This window comes from Alteromonas sp. ABV4_515 (assembly GCF_056160345.1).
Window position 1 is genome coordinate 405,521 of sequence record NZ_JBSWWZ010000001.1, and the last position, 15,602, is coordinate 421,122.

A 15,602-nucleotide genomic window follows, 5' to 3' on the forward strand; every position below is an offset into this window, starting at 1 on the left:
CTGGTCACAGGGAACGAATGACTTCGATGGTTTTTTCTACAGCGCCTTGATTAGCCCTTAACACAGCGTAGCCCGCCTCACCCGACTGTTTCGCTTTGGCAGGGTCTGTCAGCAATGATTGGCAACAAATTGCCAGTGCCGTTGCGTCATTAACGACAAACAACGCGCCGTTGTCCTGCAGGTACTGACAAATTACGGGGTTGTTATAGGTATTTGGCCCCATGATGACGGGTAACTTTACTGCTGCGGGTTCCAGGGCATTGTGTCCGCCTCTGTCCGCCAGACTTCCCCCCACAAAAGCGATGCTGGCAACCTGATAAGCAGCGTTTAGTTTGCCCATTTCATCCACCAATAGCACATCGGTTCCCGGTGTCACTTGCCCGCCTTCAGAGGAAAAGACGGCCTGCATTTTTTCTTCCGTCAGCAATTTTTTCACCACATTAAAGCGCTCTGGATGCCTGGGTACCAGGATCAACAACAACGGCGGGTATTCGCTTTTCAATTGCTGGTAGGTGCGGATCAGCGCGAGTTCCTCAGTATCGTGGGTACTGCCACCAATGAGTACAGTGCGGGAATCGCGACTGACGCCATGGAAATCTGACAACGCGCTACCGGCAGACACGGCCTGATCAAATTTGATGTTGTTGGTAAGCGTCAGCTTTTGCTTGTCTAAGCCAAGGAACAGGTAGTTATCATAATCCCGTTGGCCCTGAGCACAAACATGACTGATTTTATGCAGCATGGGAGCGAAGAGTATGCTGAGTTTTTTATAGCGCTTTGCTGAGCGGTCCGTCATGCGGGCATTCACAACCACGACTGGAATGTGGCGCCGCCAACAACAATGAATAAAGTTGGGCCATAATTCCACTTCGGTAATCAATACCATCTTGGGTTTAACCCGGCGAAGCATACCAGACATGGCCATGTGAAGATCGTAAGGCAGATAAAAATGATGTACCGCATCACCGAAAATATCGCGTACCCGTGCAGAGCCTGTTGGCGTGGTTGTGGTGATGGTTATTGATGTTTCTGGCTCATCGCGCATTATTTTTTTAATCAACACCGATGCGGCGACTACTTCTCCCACCGACACGCAGTGGAAAAGATACCCACCGGTTTTTGCCGGGCGACGCACAAAACCAAATCGCTCGAATCGGCGATGATTATACTCTTTGTTGCGCTTGCGGCCTCGAATCATCAGGTTGATAAACGCAAAGGGAACAATAAGCGCCAATACCAACGAATAAAACCAGCGAAACGCATTCTGGCCCAGGGTTGGTCGGTAATTATCGCGCGGGGCTGTCATCATTTACTTCCTGTCGTCATTAAAGTGTCGCTTTTATTTGCTTAACTGCGAAGCCTGATCTCTGTTTGTGCGCCTATTTTATGTCAGACGCCCCAATCCGGCCAAAGGTGCTTTTTGTAAAGTTAAGCGCGATTGGCGATATTGTAATGGCCTCGGGATTACCGGCCAACATAAAAACATCTTCAGGTGACGTCAGTATTACCTGGCTGGTCGAAGCGCCTTACTGCAAATTTATCGCCGCGCATCCGGATATTGATGCCGTTATCCCCTGGCCGAAGGCTGAATGGACGGCACTGGCAAAAGAACGTAAGTGGCTGACCCTGTTCCGGACAATTCGCGCATTTCGCCGCACGCTCAGAATGCAAAATTTCAGCCTTGCCATAGACGCTCAGGGGCTGCTCAAAAGTGCCTTTCTTTGCTGGCTGTCAGGCGCTCCGCGGCGAATTGGATTCAGAAGCAAAGAGCATAGTGAGCGGCTGCTTACGGAATGTATTGATAAGCCGGTAAGTAACGACATCTGCTCTGAATACAAAGCCCTGGGCCGTTATCTGGGCGCATCAACCTACACCATGCATCTGCCTGCTTCGCCAGCGGCGCACGCCGCACTTAACGCGGTGTGTGGCACATTTATCAACGGCGGCAATCCGTTTATCGTGCTGTGTCCGTTCACCACCCGACCGCAAAAGCACTGGCCTGACAGCCACTGGCAACAGCTTATCAGGGATTTTGGCGCCCGTTCAGCGATCCCGCTGGTGATAGCCGGTGGGCCCGCTGATCGGGACCATGCCGTTGCACTAGCAGCAGGTGCAGATAACGTTGTAGTGGTGGCTGGTTTACTGAGCCTTGAATCAAGTGGCGCGCTGATAGCTGCCGCGACCGCTGTGGTAGGTGTCGATACGGGCCTCACGCATCTGGCCATTGCTCACGAGCGTGCAGTGCTCGCATTGTTTGGCTCAACCTGCCCGTATCTGCACACGCAGAATTCCCGCGCCAGGGTAATTTACCAAGCCCTTTCCTGCGCCCCATGCAAACGCAGACCCACCTGTGATGGCGCCTTTACCTGTATGAGCAATATCTCTGCGGCAGAAGTCGGTGCCTGGCTGGAGCAGCAGATATGACACTGCGTATTATGCACATTGAGCTAGGGCGCCAGCTGTACGGCGGTGCCAAGCAGGTTGAATACCTGATCCGCGCCCTCGACCCGGCACATTATGCCAATATTCTGGTCTGCACAGAGGGTAGCGCAATCTCAGCATTATCGCTGCCCAACTGTACCGTGGTGCCGCTTCCCTGTGCCGGTGACGTGGATATCCGTTTTCCGTTCCTGCTGAATCGCAGCATCAGGCAGTACCGGCCAGACATCGTGCATGTGCATAGCCGGCGGGGTGCCGATGTCTGGGCCGGACTGGTCGCACGCTACAGTCAGATACCCGCCGTGTGCACCCGCCGGGTCGACAACCCTGAATCGTGGCTGGCTAAGTTGAAATATCGCTATTACCACACGGTCGTCAGTATTTCCGAGGGCGTACGCAGGGTAGTCAGTCAGCATTGTCGGGAAAATCGGGTAGAAGTAATTCATTCAGCCGTTGAGCTCAGTGATTACACTCATACCAACACCCGAAAATGGCTGGAAGCGCACTACGTCATACCGCCTGGCAGCAAGGTCATTGCTAATTTCGCCCAGCTCATTCCCCGCAAAGGTCAGGCAGAACTGATAGCCGCCATGGGACGCGTTGTCCGGCAACGTGGTGACGTAATTTGTCTGCTTTTTGGCAAAGGTAAACAGCGCGATGCGTATCAGCAGTTAATTGACGCACAGGGGCTCCGCGAAAAAGTCAGGCTCTGTGGATTCAGCGACGATGTTGCCCGCATTCTTCCGGCTATTGACGTTATGGTGCATCCGGCCCATGCCGAAGGCCTTGGTGTGATCCTGTTGCAGGGCGCAGCCTGCAGGTGCGCGATGATAAGCTGCCCGGTGGGCGGAATTCCTGAAATTATTAACCACAACCAGACCGGATTGCTGGTTCCTGTCGGCGACGTTAACAGGCTGTCTGCAGCTATCCTTGATATGTTGAATAATCCGCAACGCGCGCGAGCGTTAGGGAATGCGGCATACCACCATCTGCAGACCCGGTTTACCCCAGACATCATGGCAAAAAAATACGGTCAGCTTTACCAGCATATACTCCACAATCGTCAGCACTGACTAAATGCATTGTTGCTAATTCTCATCGGATAAAATAATATCCGTAACTAGTTACATTAATGAGTGATGACGATGAACGATATCCTGATCCAGGCAGGGGCAGCTGCATTGGGCAGCCGGTTTCGCCGACTGGCAGAAAAACTGGTAATGCAGTCACAGCAGGTTTACCAGAACTACCATGTGCCGATGGAACCAAGCTGGTTTCCGGTGATTTACAGCCTGATGAAAGCGTCGCCTCAAAGCGTTGGCAGTATTGCCACGATGACCGGGCAATCTCATCCGTTTATCAGCAAGACGGTGACACAACTGAAAACCGCCGGATTGATAGAGACGCGCCCGTCCCCCGACGACAAACGGGTACAATTACTCACACTTACTGCCGAAGGGCTGGCGATGCAGCCTGCGCTGGAAAAGCAAATCGCGGATATAGGCAATGCCCTTGATGCAGCACTGAATCAGGTAGCGCCCGGGTTTCTTACACAGCTGAATGCTGTAGAGACCCTGCTGAATACCTCCTCTCTGCTCGACATGGTGAAAGCCCTGAACAGCGGGGGTATCCGGGTTATACACTTTTCCAGTGAGCACCGCGACGCGTTCTTCGAACTAAACCGGCTCTGGATTGAACGCTACTTCGAGATGGAAGCGTCTGACTATGCCTCCCTGGGAGACCCGGAAGGCTACATCATTGATAAAGGCGGCGACATTTTATTGCTGCAGGATGACGCCGGGCGAATTTGTGGCACCGTGGCGCTAATCAATATGGGCGACAACTGCTATGAACTGGCAAAAATGGCGGTTACCGACAGTGAACAAGGTAAAGGTCTGGGTTGGCAATTGGGTCAGGCAGCGATTGCCAGGGCAAAGGAACTGGGGGCCAAGCGACTCTATCTGGAAAGTAATCGCCGCCTTGAAACCGCTATCCGCCTTTACCGCAGACTCGGGTTTGAGGAACTGACTGATGCCAAGCCATCTCCTTACGCCCGCGCAGATATTCAGATGGAGCGTGCTTTATAAGCCTGTCTCTGCGTCCTCAACAACGTAACACGCCGTTTTTTTTGATTTCTCTGATATCTGACAGAAGCGACAATGCCTCATCAGCTACTTTATCGACACTAAGATCGGCCACTATAGTGTCTGAAAACAAGCGACAGTTTGCCGACGGCGGGCACCAATGGGCAGACGCGTTGCGCATGAGCACGCATTGCGGCACTGATAACGCCTCAGCAAAATGCATAATGGCAGTTTCGACGGTGAGAACACAATCAGCCTGATTTATCATGGCCGCAAGTGACTGCATACCTGCCATTGCAGTAAACGCCACCGCGGGAATTTGATGGTTAGATACGATTGCTTCGGCTTTGCTCGTAAAATCTTCAATGAGATGGGGAGGTGCATTCAGTACAAACAAATAGTCAGGATATTGCCCATGCAACCGCTGAATCACCGCTTCCATTTTATCCCAGGGATAGTCGCGCTTTGCCGTGGTGGAGATAGAATTGACCAGCATCATCCGCTGGGTGCCAAACTTGTTGTGCCAGCGTTGCAGCACTTCGCCAGCTAGGGTTTTCGCATCAGCTTCAACAATTAAAGAGGCAATAGCCGGTGCACTCTGTAACCCCGCTAGTTGAGCAAAATTATCACCATATTTGGCCAGGATAGGCTTTTGCCCATCCCGTTTGTTATTACGATAACAAGCATCAAGGCCCGCAAATTTCCAGGGTTGTAGCCAATCCAACGACTTTTGATTTACAACACCAGCACAATACCCTGATTTGCCAGCAATCTCTTTCGCCGCACTGGCGAAGCGTTCACTACGCAGATTGGCAATAAACAAGACAGCATCGTAGCCTCGTGTTTTTGCTTCCTCCAACATTTCCTTGCGGTGAACAATACTGGTGGCCTGAGGGTAAAGACGGTTTATAAACGTCTCATCCTTCATCCAATTGGAAAGAAAATCTGAGCGTCCTTTCTGCCAGTCTTTCCCTTTCGTGCGAAAATCATCTATCCATAGATCAATCTCTGCGTTGGGATACTGCTCCGACAGCATTTGTAGATAAGTTCGTTGATAAAGATAATCACCGATGGCCATATGACTCATGTAAAGAATTCTTCTCGCTGAAGAAAGTCGGTTGGCTATAGCCGGGTCCACATTCTTGTCCTTTTGGTACACTTTGCGTGAAAGCTTGGATTTAGACGCAAGACGGCATGGTAAACGACAAATACGACGAGATGATTAAAGGGATGTAAAGGCAGGTGTAAATTGTCTTTACGGGGTGATGTGTTTTAAAGTTTGAGAGAGTAACTGACATAAAAAAAGCCGCCCTGATTGCTCAGCGCGGCTTTTTCAATCGGTTTAACTGGTTAGCTATTAAGCTTCAGCAACGATTACAACTTTAACAGAAGTAGTTACTTCTGAGTGCAGTTGCAGGTCGATGTCGTATTCGCCAGTTTCACGCAGAGTACCGGTAGGCAGTTTAACTTCTGCTTTCGCTACCTCAACGCCAGCAGCAGTGATTGCTTCAGCGATGTCGCGAGTACCAACAGAACCAAACAGTTTGCCTTCGTCACCAGCAGGAGCAGCGATAGTTACTTCGCCCAGCTCAGCAACTTTGTCAGCGCGTGCTTGTGCAGCAGACAGCTCTTCAGCAACTTTTGCTTCGTACTCAGCACGACGTGCTTCGAACTTTTCAACGTTTGCTTTAGTTGCAGGTACTGCTTTGCCCTGTGGAAACAGGAAGTTACGAGCAAAACCAGCTTTAACGTTTACAGTATCGCCCAGACCACCCAGGTTAGCGATTTTGTCTAATAAGATGATTTCCATCTAAGTTACCCCTTCGCTTACTTGTTGTGTGAATCTGTGTACGGCAGCAGAGCTAAGAAACGCGCGCGCTTAATAGCAGTAGACAGCTGACGCTGATACTTTGCACTGGTACCAGTGATACGGCTAGGAACGATTTTACCGCTCTCAGTGATGTAGTTTTTCAGTGTAGCAATATCTTTATAATCGATTTGCTCAACACCTTCTGCAGAAAAACGGCAGAACTTACGACGTCTGAAAAAACGAGCCATGATTGATCTCCTTACGCGTTATCTTCAGTGGTTTCAGTTTTCTTTTCCGCGCGTTCACCGCGTGGAGCAGAATCGTCACGACGCTCACGACGCTCTTCCTTCATCATAGGAGAAGCTTCAGTTACAGCGTTTTTCGTGCGCATAACCAGGTTACGCAGGATCACATCGTTAAAGCGGAAAGCATTTTCCAGCTCATCAACAGCTTCAGCAGTTGCTTCTGCGTTGATCAGAACGTAGTGTGCTTTGTGAAGCTTTTCGATTGGGTAAGCCAGTTGACGACGGCCCCAGTCTTCCAGACGATGGATTTGACCACCTTCTTGCTTCAGGATAGTGGTATAACGCTCGATCATACCAGGTACTTGTTCACTCTGATCAGGGTGAACCATAAATACGATTTCGTAATGACGCATTACACGCTCCTTACGGTTGTAGCCTCGACAGTACAGCCCAACTGTATGGAGACAAGGAACTAAGTTAGGTTTGATGGCTGTAAGGCGGCGCATTATATAGATCAATTGTTCAGCAGACAAGCAATTTCAAGCCTGCAGCGAACTTCGGCCTAATTCATGCTTTCAGCACACCTCAACAAGATGATAATGGCGCCTGGACCAGACGCCACCGTTGCAGCAGCTCGGCTTACAGTTCGATATCCGCGACATCAGATTTTTCGGCCACTGGCACAGATGCATCTGGCATCGGCGCGTTACCTTGAGCGGCCTCAGGCTTTCTCAATTGTAAGGCCTCACTGGTGTGATTTAGCTCGTCCATTGTCGCGCTCACGTTGCCGTTAAGCTTAGTACCGTATGAGGGAATAATCGCTTTTAGTTGTGGCAACCATTCACCATTCACTTTTTCCGGAAACGCCCGTTCCATCAGATTAAGCATAATTGGCGCGGCAGTAGAGGCACCTGGCGATGCGCCCAGCAATGCGGTTAACGTTTGGTCGTCAGACACCACCACTTCTGTACCAAACTGCAGCTTACCGCCTTCCTCTGGATCTTTTTTGATGATCTGCACGCGCTGGCCCGCAGTGATCAATTTCCAGTCTTCCGCTTTTGCTTCCGGATAGTACTTACGCAGCTCTGCCATTCTGTCTTCATCGTCCAGCATGACCTGGCTAATCAGATATTGCACCAGGCTGAAGTTATCCAGGCCCACCTCAATCATGGGAATGATATTAGAGGTTGTCGTTGAATCTAACAGATCCCACAGAGAACCGTTCTTGAGGAATTTCGTCGAAAACGTGGCGAAAGGCCCAAACAGTACGATTTCTTTTCCGTCGATACGGCGGGCGTCGATATGCGGAACAGACATCGGCGGCGCGCCCACTTCTGCCTGACCATAGGCTTTCACTTTGTGATTCGCCACCACATCAGGATTATCGGTATACAAGAACTGACCACCCACAGGAAAACCACCGTAGTTTTTGGCTTCAGGAATGCCCGATGCCTGCAACAGCGGCAGTGAGGCACCACCGGCACCAATAAACACGAATCCTGCATCAACGGTGTACTCTTTATTGTTTGCCAAATCGGCAACCAGTACATGCCACGAACCGTCTTCGTTCTGGCTCATTCCACGGACTTCTGAACGTAGACGTAAATCGAAGTTATCGTGCTTTTTCAACCCGTTTACCAGCTGACGGGTAATTTCACCGTAGTTCACGTCGGTGCCGATCCCTGAACGGGTGGCGGCAATGGTCTCACTCGGATCACGGCCTTCAATTAGCAGCGGTGCCCATTTTGCAATCTGCGCATGATCTTCACTGTAGTCCATGCTTTGGAACAGGCTGTTCTTTTGCAGTTCCGCATAACGTGCGCGCAAGAAGTTTACGTTGGTATCGCCCCACACGAAGCTCATGTGGTCAACGCTGCGAATAAACGACTGCGGGTCATTCATTACGCCATTTTCAACCTGATACGCCCAGAACTGACGGCTGATCTGAAACGCCTCGTTTACCTTAATGGCTTTTTCCACATTTACAGAACCATCTTCTCTTTGTGGCGTGTAGTTTAACTCCATCAGCGCAGAATGGCCGGTACCGGCATTGTTCCATCCGTTCGAACTTTCTTCTGCTGGGCCATCGAGGCGTTCAGCCATCATCATCGACCAATCGGGTTGAAGCTCTTGTAAATAAGTACCGAGCGTAGCACTCATGATGCCGCCACCGATGAGCAGCACATCCACTTTTGTGTCGGCCTTGATGTCTCTGCCAGAATCATCTTTTACCGATGAATAGATGAATGAAGCAGCAACCACTGCCACTAACGAGCAACCGATAATTGCTCTTTTTGAAAATCGCATAGGGACTCCTGATATACGAAGGGGGAAGAATGCTTGAAACACGCAGGCTGGGGCACTCAGATTTGTGCCCGCTTGAATAGCATAATTTGGTAATCAGGAACGGTTTTATCGCCGACTGGCATAAATGAAAAGTTAATATACGGGCCGAAAAAACTCACTTTCCTTTTATTAACAAGCCATTTATCTGCCCATCACTTTATTCACTTTTTCGATCAGGGTTGGTTTTAAACGCTTTGACAGGTGCAGGCAGCGACGCATACAAAAAAGCCGCGAGAATAATTCGCGGCTTAGTGAATGCTTGAAAGCGCTGGACTTAGCGGAAATCGGTTAGCGTGTTATCGCCGATTTCACGTACCCAGATATTGCGGAAGCTAACAGGGTTACTGTGATCTTGCAGTTGAATAGGCGCACAACCGTGAGCTTCATAAGAAGGCCCACCAATCCATTCGGTTTTACCCAGAATTTCGGTGTGGTTCTGAACCAGTACGCCGTTAATCAGCACAGTGAGATAACCCGGTTCTACCAACTTGTCGCCATCAAACTCCGGTGCATTAAAGATAATGTCGTAAGTCTGCCACTCACCCGGCGGATTTACCGGGTTAACCAACGGAATAGATTGCTTGTAAATACTGCCAGCCTGTCCATTGGGGTAGGTTTTATTGTTGTAAGAGTCTAATACCTGCACTTCGTAACGCTGCTGCAGGAAAATACCTGAGTTGTTACGCTGCTGACTTTCCAGCCCTTCAACGTCAGTCGGTGTTTTCCATTCGGCATGCAGTTGCACGCTACAGAAAGACTGCTTAGAAACAATATCACCCGCACCGGGTTTTACGGTTAACGTGCCGTCTTCTACCGTCCACTTCGCTGCACCGCCTTTTAGCGATTCAAAAGCAGACAAGTCAGTACCATCAAACAGTACCACTGCATCTGAAGGCGCTTTACCTGGCGCGCTTTCAACCATAGCCGGAACCGGCTCCCACACTTCAGACTTTGCCGCCTGTTGCTCAGGAGTCAGCTCTTTCGCTGACACACCGAAAGCCGCGAAGGATGCAGCCAGCCCCATTACGATGGCATTTTTTCTGTTCGTCATTTTTTGTGTCCTTATTATTTTTAAAAGAGAAGAAACGCGGACTACCTTAGGTAGCCCAGGCTCTGTCACCTTTCTTATAAGGGATATCTTCGTATTTGGTTGGAATAGCAACGTAACGTAGCACTTTGGTTGCGCCAACCTGAGACGTGAAGAATGAGAACAACACCAATTGCTTGATCAGCGAGAAGTAGTGAGGAGCAACCAGCTCTTCATCCCATGGCGCACCGGCATTCGGATTGCTCATGGCCACATCACCATAAATGCCTTTCTTAGCATTGTAAGCTTTGGCTTCTTCATCGAGGGCAGACAGCAATTCCATTTTCTGCTCAGCAGACAGCAGCAAGAAATCTTTGCCGTACTCTTTTTCAGAGCGTTTCTTCAGCGTTACCAGACCGTCTTTAAAGGTTTTCTGCATGGTGGGGTGATAGCAGTCTGCTACCAGTACCGCCATACAGCTACCTACGTCGGCGTCTTTAGCTCCCGGCGTGTCGGTACGGGGAATGATGACTTCGCCTAATTCGTTGAAGAAGGCAACGTCTTCTTTGCTGAAACCGGTGTCAGACAGCGGCACCACTGGCAGATTTTCGTAAGCCAGCGCTTTGCCACCGACAAATGCAACACCTGTGGCAGCAGTGATGAATTTTAATAAATCACGACGGTTCATGGCTACAGGTTTCCTTTTTTCAGTTCGTCTACTGCAAAGTCTGCTGCACGGGCAGTCATTGCCATGTAGGTCAGAGACGGGTTAACACACGATGCTGAAGTCATTGCTGCACCATCGGTCACAAATACGTTTGGTGCATCCCAAACCTGGTTGTGCTTATTAAGTACTGAACTCTTCGGATCGCGACCCATACGTGCAGTACCCATTTCGTGAATACCCATACCTGGTGCGTAGTCCACGTCGTAGCCTTGAACGTTCTTAAGGCCCGCCGCTTCAAACATCTCAACCGCATCCTGTTGCATGTCTTTACGCATTTTGTATTCGTTCTCACGAATTTTAACGTCCATGGTCAGTACCGGCAGACCCCATTTATCTTTCTTGTTCTTATCAAGGAAGATACGGTTGTCGTGATGCGGCAGCATTTCACCGAACGCTGTCATACCAATAGTCCAGTCACCCGGCTCAGAAATCGCGTCTTTCAGGTTGGAACCCAGACCCAGTTCAGCGATGTCTTTACGCCAGCCTGCACGGCTCGCAGAACCCTGATAACCGAAACCACGCACGTAATCACGCTTGTCGCCATCCCAGTTACGGAAACGCGGCACATAGAAGCCCGCTGGACGACGGCCGAAGTAATAGCTGTCTTCATACCCTTCAACACTGGCGCTTGCACCTACACGGAAGTGGTGGTCCATGACGTTGTGACCCAGCTCGCCAGAGCTGCTGCCCAAACCGCCTTCCCATACGTCGGTCGCTGAGTTCATCAGCAGCCATGCAGAGTTAAAGGCAGAAGCGTTAACGAATACGATTTTACTGTTGAACTCGTAGGTCTCGTTAGTTTCCGCATCAATGATTTCAACACCCGTAGCGCGCTTCTTATCTTTATCGTATTTGATTTCTTTTACGATAGAGAAAGGACGCACAGTCAGGTTACCGGTTGCCATTGCTGCTGGCAGCGTAGAAGACTGAGTAGAGAAATAGCCGCCAAATGGACAGCCTAACCAGCACTTGTTACGGAACTGACAACCCACACGGATATCGTTGATCCCTTGGGTAATGTTGGCAGAACGAGAGTGAATGAAGTGACGTGAGCCACCAAACGCTTTCTTCACGCGGGCAGCAACATCTTTTTCAACCGCATTCAACGGAATCGGTGGCATGAAGTGGCCGTCAGGCAGCACGCTCAAACCTTCGCGAGTACCACTGATACCGGCATATTTTTCAACATAGTCATACCACGGCGACAGGTCTTCGTAACGAATGGGCCAGTCAACAGCAATACCTTCCTTACCGTTAGCCATGAAATCTTCTGGGTTCAGACGATAGCTCTGACGACCCCATAACAGTGAACGTCCACCCATTTGATAGGCGCGATACCAGTCAAAACGCTCTTTCTCGATGTAAGGCGATTCTTGCTCGTTGGCCCACATACCGAGCGTCATTTCGTTCAGCGGATAATCGCGGGAAAGTGCAGGATAGATTTCTTTCATGTCCTGCGTGGCCAGCCCACGGTGAGGATAATCCCAGCTTTCTTTGTGTGCGTTGATGTAGTCTTTTACATGTTCGATATTTTGACCACGCTCAAGCATTAAAACTTTCAGACCTTTCTCGGTCAGCTCTTTGGCAGCCCAGCCGCCACTGATCCCTGATCCGACAACGATCGCATCATAAGTATTACTTGCCATGTATTGTCCCCTTAAACACGTCCGGCAAAAGCATTTATTGTTCAGACATCACAAATACGGATCGCCTGGTTCAGCGAATTCAGTTTGCCTGCCTTGTTATCTGGAGTTGGAACAAATTCCTGGGCCAGATACCCGTCGAACGGTAAATCACGGATCGCTTTTGCGATAGCCGGATAATACAGTTCCTGAGAGTCATCAATCTCGTGACGCCCCGGCACGCCAGCAGTGTGGTAGTGCCCGAAATACTGATGGTTGTCACGAATGGTGCGAATGATGTCACCCTCGCTGATTTGCATATGGTAAATGTCGTAAAGCAGTTTGAAATTAGGCGATTCCAGGCGACGGCACAACTCGATACCCCAGGCTGAATTGTCGGCCATGTAATCAGGATGATTGACTTTACTGTTGAACAGTTCCATTTGCAGAACTACCCCATGCTTCTCAGCATGAGGCAGAATTTGAGATAAACCTTTTACGGCATTTTTGAGTCCGGTTTCGTTATCCATGCCCCGTTTGTTTCCACTGAAACAAATCAGGTTGGTATAACCGGCTTTGGCGACTTTTTCGATATGCGGAATATACCGCTCGATAAGTGCCTCATGAAAACGGTCGTCACACCAACCGTCTTCAAGATTGAGCTCTGCGCCATTACACATGGAGCAATCAACACCATGCTTTTTAAGAATGTGCCATTCGTCTGGACCAACCAAATCGATGGCAGCAAATCCCATATCTTTAATCGCTACACAAAGCTCATCTAAAGAAAAGTCCGGGAAAGTCCAGCGCGCCACGGCGTGCTTGATATTCCCTTTCAACGTTCCATGTTCAGCATTCCCGTGTGCACGGGCCTGCATGGATAAAGCACTGGCCGCTGTCAGCCCAACCCCCGACAGCGCCAGCCCTTTAAGCACCGATCTGCGCCCATTACGCATCGGTGGTAACCTTTTTCTCTTCTTTGAAGAGGATGAAGAACAGTACCAGCACTACCGCGGCAAAGCCTGCAGGGAATAGCCAGATATTTGCCCAATCCGCGCCCGCTTCGGTGGTGTACGCGTCTGTAATTTGCCCGGCAACCCAGAAACCAATCAGCATACCGACACCATAGGTAGCCAGCGTGATTAGACCCTGCGCCGCACTCTTGATGTTTTCACCCGCTTTTGCGTCGGTGTAAATCTGACCAGACACAAAGAAGAAGTCGTAGCAGATACCGTGCAGTGCAATACCAATCAGCAGCAGGAACATGCCGCCATCAGCATCGCCGTAAGCGAACATTACGTAGCGCAGTACCCAAGCCAGCATGCCTAGCAGTAACGTGGCTTTGATGCCGAAGCGATTCAGGAATACAGGTAACGCAAGAATAAATAGTGCTTCAGACACCTGACCCAAGGCCATTTTACCGGTAGGGTTTTCTACGCCGATGCCAGCTAAGAACGGGTTCGCATTCTGGTAGTAAAACGCCAGTGGAATACAAATCAGTACCGATGACAGGAAGAAAACCAGGAAACTGCGACTCTTCAGTAGCGTTAGCGCATCCAGACCCAGCATCTCGCCAATGCTTGCTGAAGCCGCGCCTTTTGCTTTAGGTGGTGTTGCAGGTAACGTGAAACTGAAAATACCTAGAATTAATGAGCCAATGGCAGAAAGTGCAAAGGTGTTACGCAGTGCGCCTTCTGAGATAGCTGATTGTGAATCCCAGGAGAATACATAACTGATTACCAGGCCAGCAAGGATCCAGCCAATGGTGCCCCAAACACGTACTTTACCAAACTCTTTCGACGGGTCGGTCATCTGGCCAAACGACACAGAGTTAACCAGCGCCAGAGTTGGCATGTAGGCAATCATATAGCCTAGTACGTAAGGATAGAATGAAGCAAAGTCTGTGGAGGTGTACATCATGTACATCAGTGCGGCACCAATAAGGTGAAGCACGCCCAGAATACGCTCTGCATTAAAGAAGCGGTCGGCAATCAAACCCACAATAAATGGTGCGATGATTGCGCCCCATGACTGAGTCGAAAACGCCATACCGATTTCACTACCGGTGGCACCTAGCGACGTCCCCATGAAAGTACCTAAGGTTACAAACCAGCCACCCCAGATAAAAAACTGGAGAAACATCATAATGCTCAGGCGGGTCATTATCATTGTTATATCCTCTTACTACTCTTCGGGGCGCTGCCGCCCCAGCCTTGTTGTTATTATTTATCCAGACCCAGGATCCGGCGGTTTCGTTCTGTACTGCTACCAGCACCAGCAAAGTCATCAAATGCCACTTTGGTTGGCTCAATGATGTGTGATGCAATGAATGGTGCGCCTTCAGCAGCACCTTGTGCAGAATCTTTCAGGCAGCATTCCCATTCCAGTACAGCCCAACCTTCAAAGCCGTATTGAGTGAGCTTAGTAAAGATTCCTTTAAAATCTACCTGACCATCGCCGAGTGAACGGAAACGTCCCGGACGGTCAACCCAACCTTGGTAGCCGCCGTACACACCGCTGCGACCATTTGGATTAAACTCAGCATCTTTAACATGGAACATTTTGATACGGTCGTGATAACGATCGATAAAGTCCAGGTAATCCAGTTGTTGCAGCACAAAGTGGCTAGGATCGAACAGGATGTTGGCGCGAGGATGATTATCAACTTCTTCAAGGAAACGCTCGAAGGTCGCGCCGTCGTGCAGGTCTTCACCCGGATGGATTTCGTAGCACAGATCAACACCCGCTTCATCGAAGGCATCCAGAATTGGCTTCCAACGTGCAGCCAGTTCTTTAAAGCCTTCGTCTACCAGACCAGCAGGACGCTGCGGCCACGGATAAACCAGGTGCCACATCAGCGCACCAGAGAAGGTAACGTGAGCGGTCAGACCCAGGCGCTTACTGGCCTTCGCCGCCAGCATCAGTTGATTGATGGCCCATTCGGTGCGCTCTTTTGGCTTGCCGTGCAGGTGCTCAGGCGCGAAGTTGTCGAACAGTTCGTCGTATGCAGGATGCACAGCCACAAGCTGACCCTGTAAGTGCGTGGATAGTTCGGTGATTTCCACACCGGCTGCCGCGCACTTCGCTTTGATGTCGTCGCAGTATTCCTGACTTTCCGCCGCGATTTCCAAATCAAACAGTTTCGGATCGGTGGGTACCTGAATACCTCTGTATCCCAAGGACGCGGCCCATTTGGCCATGCCTTCTAAGGTGTCGAACGGCGCTTCATCACCGGCAAACTGTGCCAGAAAAATTGCAGGCCCTTTAATTGCTGCCATGGTTATCTCCTAAATTCGTATTCT

At 50.1% G+C, this 15,602-nt stretch carries 15 protein-coding genes; 3 read left to right on the top strand and 12 right to left on the bottom strand.

Annotated features, from left to right (window positions below):
* Nucleotides 1-4: 4 nt before the first annotated feature.
* Nucleotides 5-1,309, bottom strand: a complete 1,305-nt coding sequence (gene waaA, locus ACXAGX_RS01745; protein WP_474819172.1) for a lipid IV(A) 3-deoxy-D-manno-octulosonic acid transferase — start codon at nt 1,307-1,309, stop codon at nt 5-7.
* Between the two features lie 104 nt (nt 1,310-1,413).
* Between waaA and ACXAGX_RS01750 the strand changes: the two genes are divergently transcribed.
* The 3 genes from ACXAGX_RS01750 (at nt 1,414) to ACXAGX_RS01760 (ending at nt 4,526) form a co-directional block, all read left to right on the top strand.
* A complete protein-coding gene (locus tag ACXAGX_RS01750; RefSeq protein WP_474836152.1) occupies nt 1,414-2,424 on the top strand; it encodes a glycosyltransferase family 9 protein in 1,011 nt (336 codons plus the stop codon).
* The gene (locus ACXAGX_RS01755; protein WP_474836154.1) at nt 2,421-3,512 is read left to right on the top strand and encodes a glycosyltransferase family 4 protein; all 1,092 of its coding nucleotides are present in this window, start codon (nt 2,421-2,423) and stop codon (nt 3,510-3,512) included. The genes ACXAGX_RS01750 and ACXAGX_RS01755 overlap by 4 nt, the downstream gene beginning before the upstream one ends.
* 72 nt (nt 3,513-3,584) lie before the next feature.
* Nucleotides 3,585-4,526: a bifunctional helix-turn-helix transcriptional regulator/GNAT family N-acetyltransferase gene (locus ACXAGX_RS01760; protein WP_474836156.1), complete on the top strand. Its 942-nt coding sequence runs from the start codon at nt 3,585-3,587 to the stop codon at nt 4,524-4,526.
* Nucleotides 4,527-4,542: 16 nt separating this feature from the next.
* Here ACXAGX_RS01760 and ACXAGX_RS01765 read toward each other — a convergent pair whose 3' ends face one another.
* The 11 genes from ACXAGX_RS01765 to ACXAGX_RS01815 form a co-directional block, all read right to left on the bottom strand.
* Nucleotides 4,543-5,661 (bottom strand): glycosyltransferase family 9 protein, encoded by a 1,119-nt coding sequence (locus tag ACXAGX_RS01765; RefSeq protein ID WP_474836158.1) that lies wholly within the window; start codon nt 5,659-5,661, stop codon nt 4,543-4,545.
* Nucleotides 5,662-5,880: 219 nt separating this feature from the next.
* Entirely contained in the window at nt 5,881-6,333 is a 453-nt protein-coding gene (gene rplI, locus ACXAGX_RS01770; protein ID WP_474819158.1) for a 50S ribosomal protein L9, read from the bottom strand.
* 17 nt (nt 6,334-6,350) lie between these two features.
* Nucleotides 6,351-6,581: a 30S ribosomal protein S18 gene (gene rpsR / locus ACXAGX_RS01775; protein WP_070126454.1), complete on the bottom strand. Its 231-nt coding sequence runs from the start codon at nt 6,579-6,581 to the stop codon at nt 6,351-6,353.
* 11 nt (nt 6,582-6,592) lie between these two features.
* Complete coding sequence (rpsF, locus tag ACXAGX_RS01780; protein ID WP_474819151.1) at nt 6,593-6,991, bottom strand: 30S ribosomal protein S6; 399 nt, start codon at nt 6,989-6,991, stop codon at nt 6,593-6,595.
* A 226-nt stretch (nt 6,992-7,217) separates the two neighbouring features.
* On the bottom strand, nt 7,218-8,885 hold the full coding sequence (gene mqo, locus ACXAGX_RS01785; RefSeq protein ID WP_474836160.1) for a malate dehydrogenase (quinone): 1,668 nt from the start codon (nt 8,883-8,885) through the stop codon (nt 7,218-7,220).
* Between the two features lie 313 nt (nt 8,886-9,198).
* A complete protein-coding gene (locus ACXAGX_RS01790; protein ID WP_474819285.1) occupies nt 9,199-9,948 on the bottom strand; it encodes a 3-keto-disaccharide hydrolase in 750 nt (249 codons plus the stop codon).
* A 73-nt stretch (nt 9,949-10,021) separates the two neighbouring features.
* A complete protein-coding gene (locus ACXAGX_RS01795; RefSeq protein WP_474836161.1) occupies nt 10,022-10,639 on the bottom strand; it encodes a gluconate 2-dehydrogenase subunit 3 family protein in 618 nt (205 codons plus the stop codon).
* A 2-nt stretch (nt 10,640-10,641) separates the two neighbouring features.
* Nucleotides 10,642-12,324: a GMC oxidoreductase gene (locus ACXAGX_RS01800; RefSeq protein ID WP_474819141.1), complete on the bottom strand. Its 1,683-nt coding sequence runs from the start codon at nt 12,322-12,324 to the stop codon at nt 10,642-10,644.
* Nucleotides 12,325-12,365: 41 nt separating this feature from the next.
* On the bottom strand, nt 12,366-13,256 hold the full coding sequence (locus tag ACXAGX_RS01805) for a hydroxypyruvate isomerase family protein (RefSeq protein ID WP_070126448.1): 891 nt from the start codon (nt 13,254-13,256) through the stop codon (nt 12,366-12,368).
* On the bottom strand, nt 13,249-14,469 hold the full coding sequence (locus tag ACXAGX_RS01810) for a nucleoside permease (protein WP_070126447.1): 1,221 nt from the start codon (nt 14,467-14,469) through the stop codon (nt 13,249-13,251). Before ACXAGX_RS01810 ends, ACXAGX_RS01805 begins: the two co-directional genes overlap by 8 nt.
* 53 nt (nt 14,470-14,522) lie before the next feature.
* Entirely contained in the window at nt 14,523-15,578 is a 1,056-nt protein-coding gene (locus ACXAGX_RS01815) for a sugar phosphate isomerase/epimerase family protein (RefSeq protein WP_474836164.1), read from the bottom strand.
* Nucleotides 15,579-15,602: the final 24 nt, after the last annotated feature.

Excerpts from the sequence above, each read along its gene's own strand:
- waaA (WP_474819172.1), bottom strand. The coding sequence starts at position 1,309 with ATGATGACAGCCCCGCGCGATAATTACCGACCAACCCTGGGCCAGAAT.
- ACXAGX_RS01755 (WP_474836154.1), top strand. The coding sequence starts at position 2,421 with ATGACACTGCGTATTATGCACATTGAGCTAGGGCGCCAGCTGTACGGC.
- ACXAGX_RS01760 (WP_474836156.1), top strand. The coding sequence starts at position 3,585 with ATGAACGATATCCTGATCCAGGCAGGGGCAGCTGCATTGGGCAGCCGG.
- rplI (WP_474819158.1), bottom strand. The coding sequence starts at position 6,333 with ATGGAAATCATCTTATTAGACAAAATCGCTAACCTGGGTGGTCTGGGC.
- rpsR (WP_070126454.1), bottom strand. The coding sequence starts at position 6,581 with ATGGCTCGTTTTTTCAGACGTCGTAAGTTCTGCCGTTTTTCTGCAGAA.
- rpsF (WP_474819151.1), bottom strand. The coding sequence starts at position 6,991 with ATGCGTCATTACGAAATCGTATTTATGGTTCACCCTGATCAGAGTGAA.
- mqo (WP_474836160.1), bottom strand. The coding sequence starts at position 8,885 with ATGCGATTTTCAAAAAGAGCAATTATCGGTTGCTCGTTAGTGGCAGTG.
- ACXAGX_RS01790 (WP_474819285.1), bottom strand. The coding sequence starts at position 9,948 with ATGGGGCTGGCTGCATCCTTCGCGGCTTTCGGTGTGTCAGCGAAAGAG.
- ACXAGX_RS01795 (WP_474836161.1), bottom strand. The coding sequence starts at position 10,639 with ATGAACCGTCGTGATTTATTAAAATTCATCACTGCTGCCACAGGTGTT.
- ACXAGX_RS01800 (WP_474819141.1), bottom strand. The coding sequence starts at position 12,324 with ATGGCAAGTAATACTTATGATGCGATCGTTGTCGGATCAGGGATCAGT.
- ACXAGX_RS01805 (WP_070126448.1), bottom strand. The coding sequence starts at position 13,256 with ATGCGTAATGGGCGCAGATCGGTGCTTAAAGGGCTGGCGCTGTCGGGG.
- ACXAGX_RS01810 (WP_070126447.1), bottom strand. The coding sequence starts at position 14,469 with ATGATAATGACCCGCCTGAGCATTATGATGTTTCTCCAGTTTTTTATC.
- ACXAGX_RS01815 (WP_474836164.1), bottom strand. The coding sequence starts at position 15,578 with ATGGCAGCAATTAAAGGGCCTGCAATTTTTCTGGCACAGTTTGCCGGT.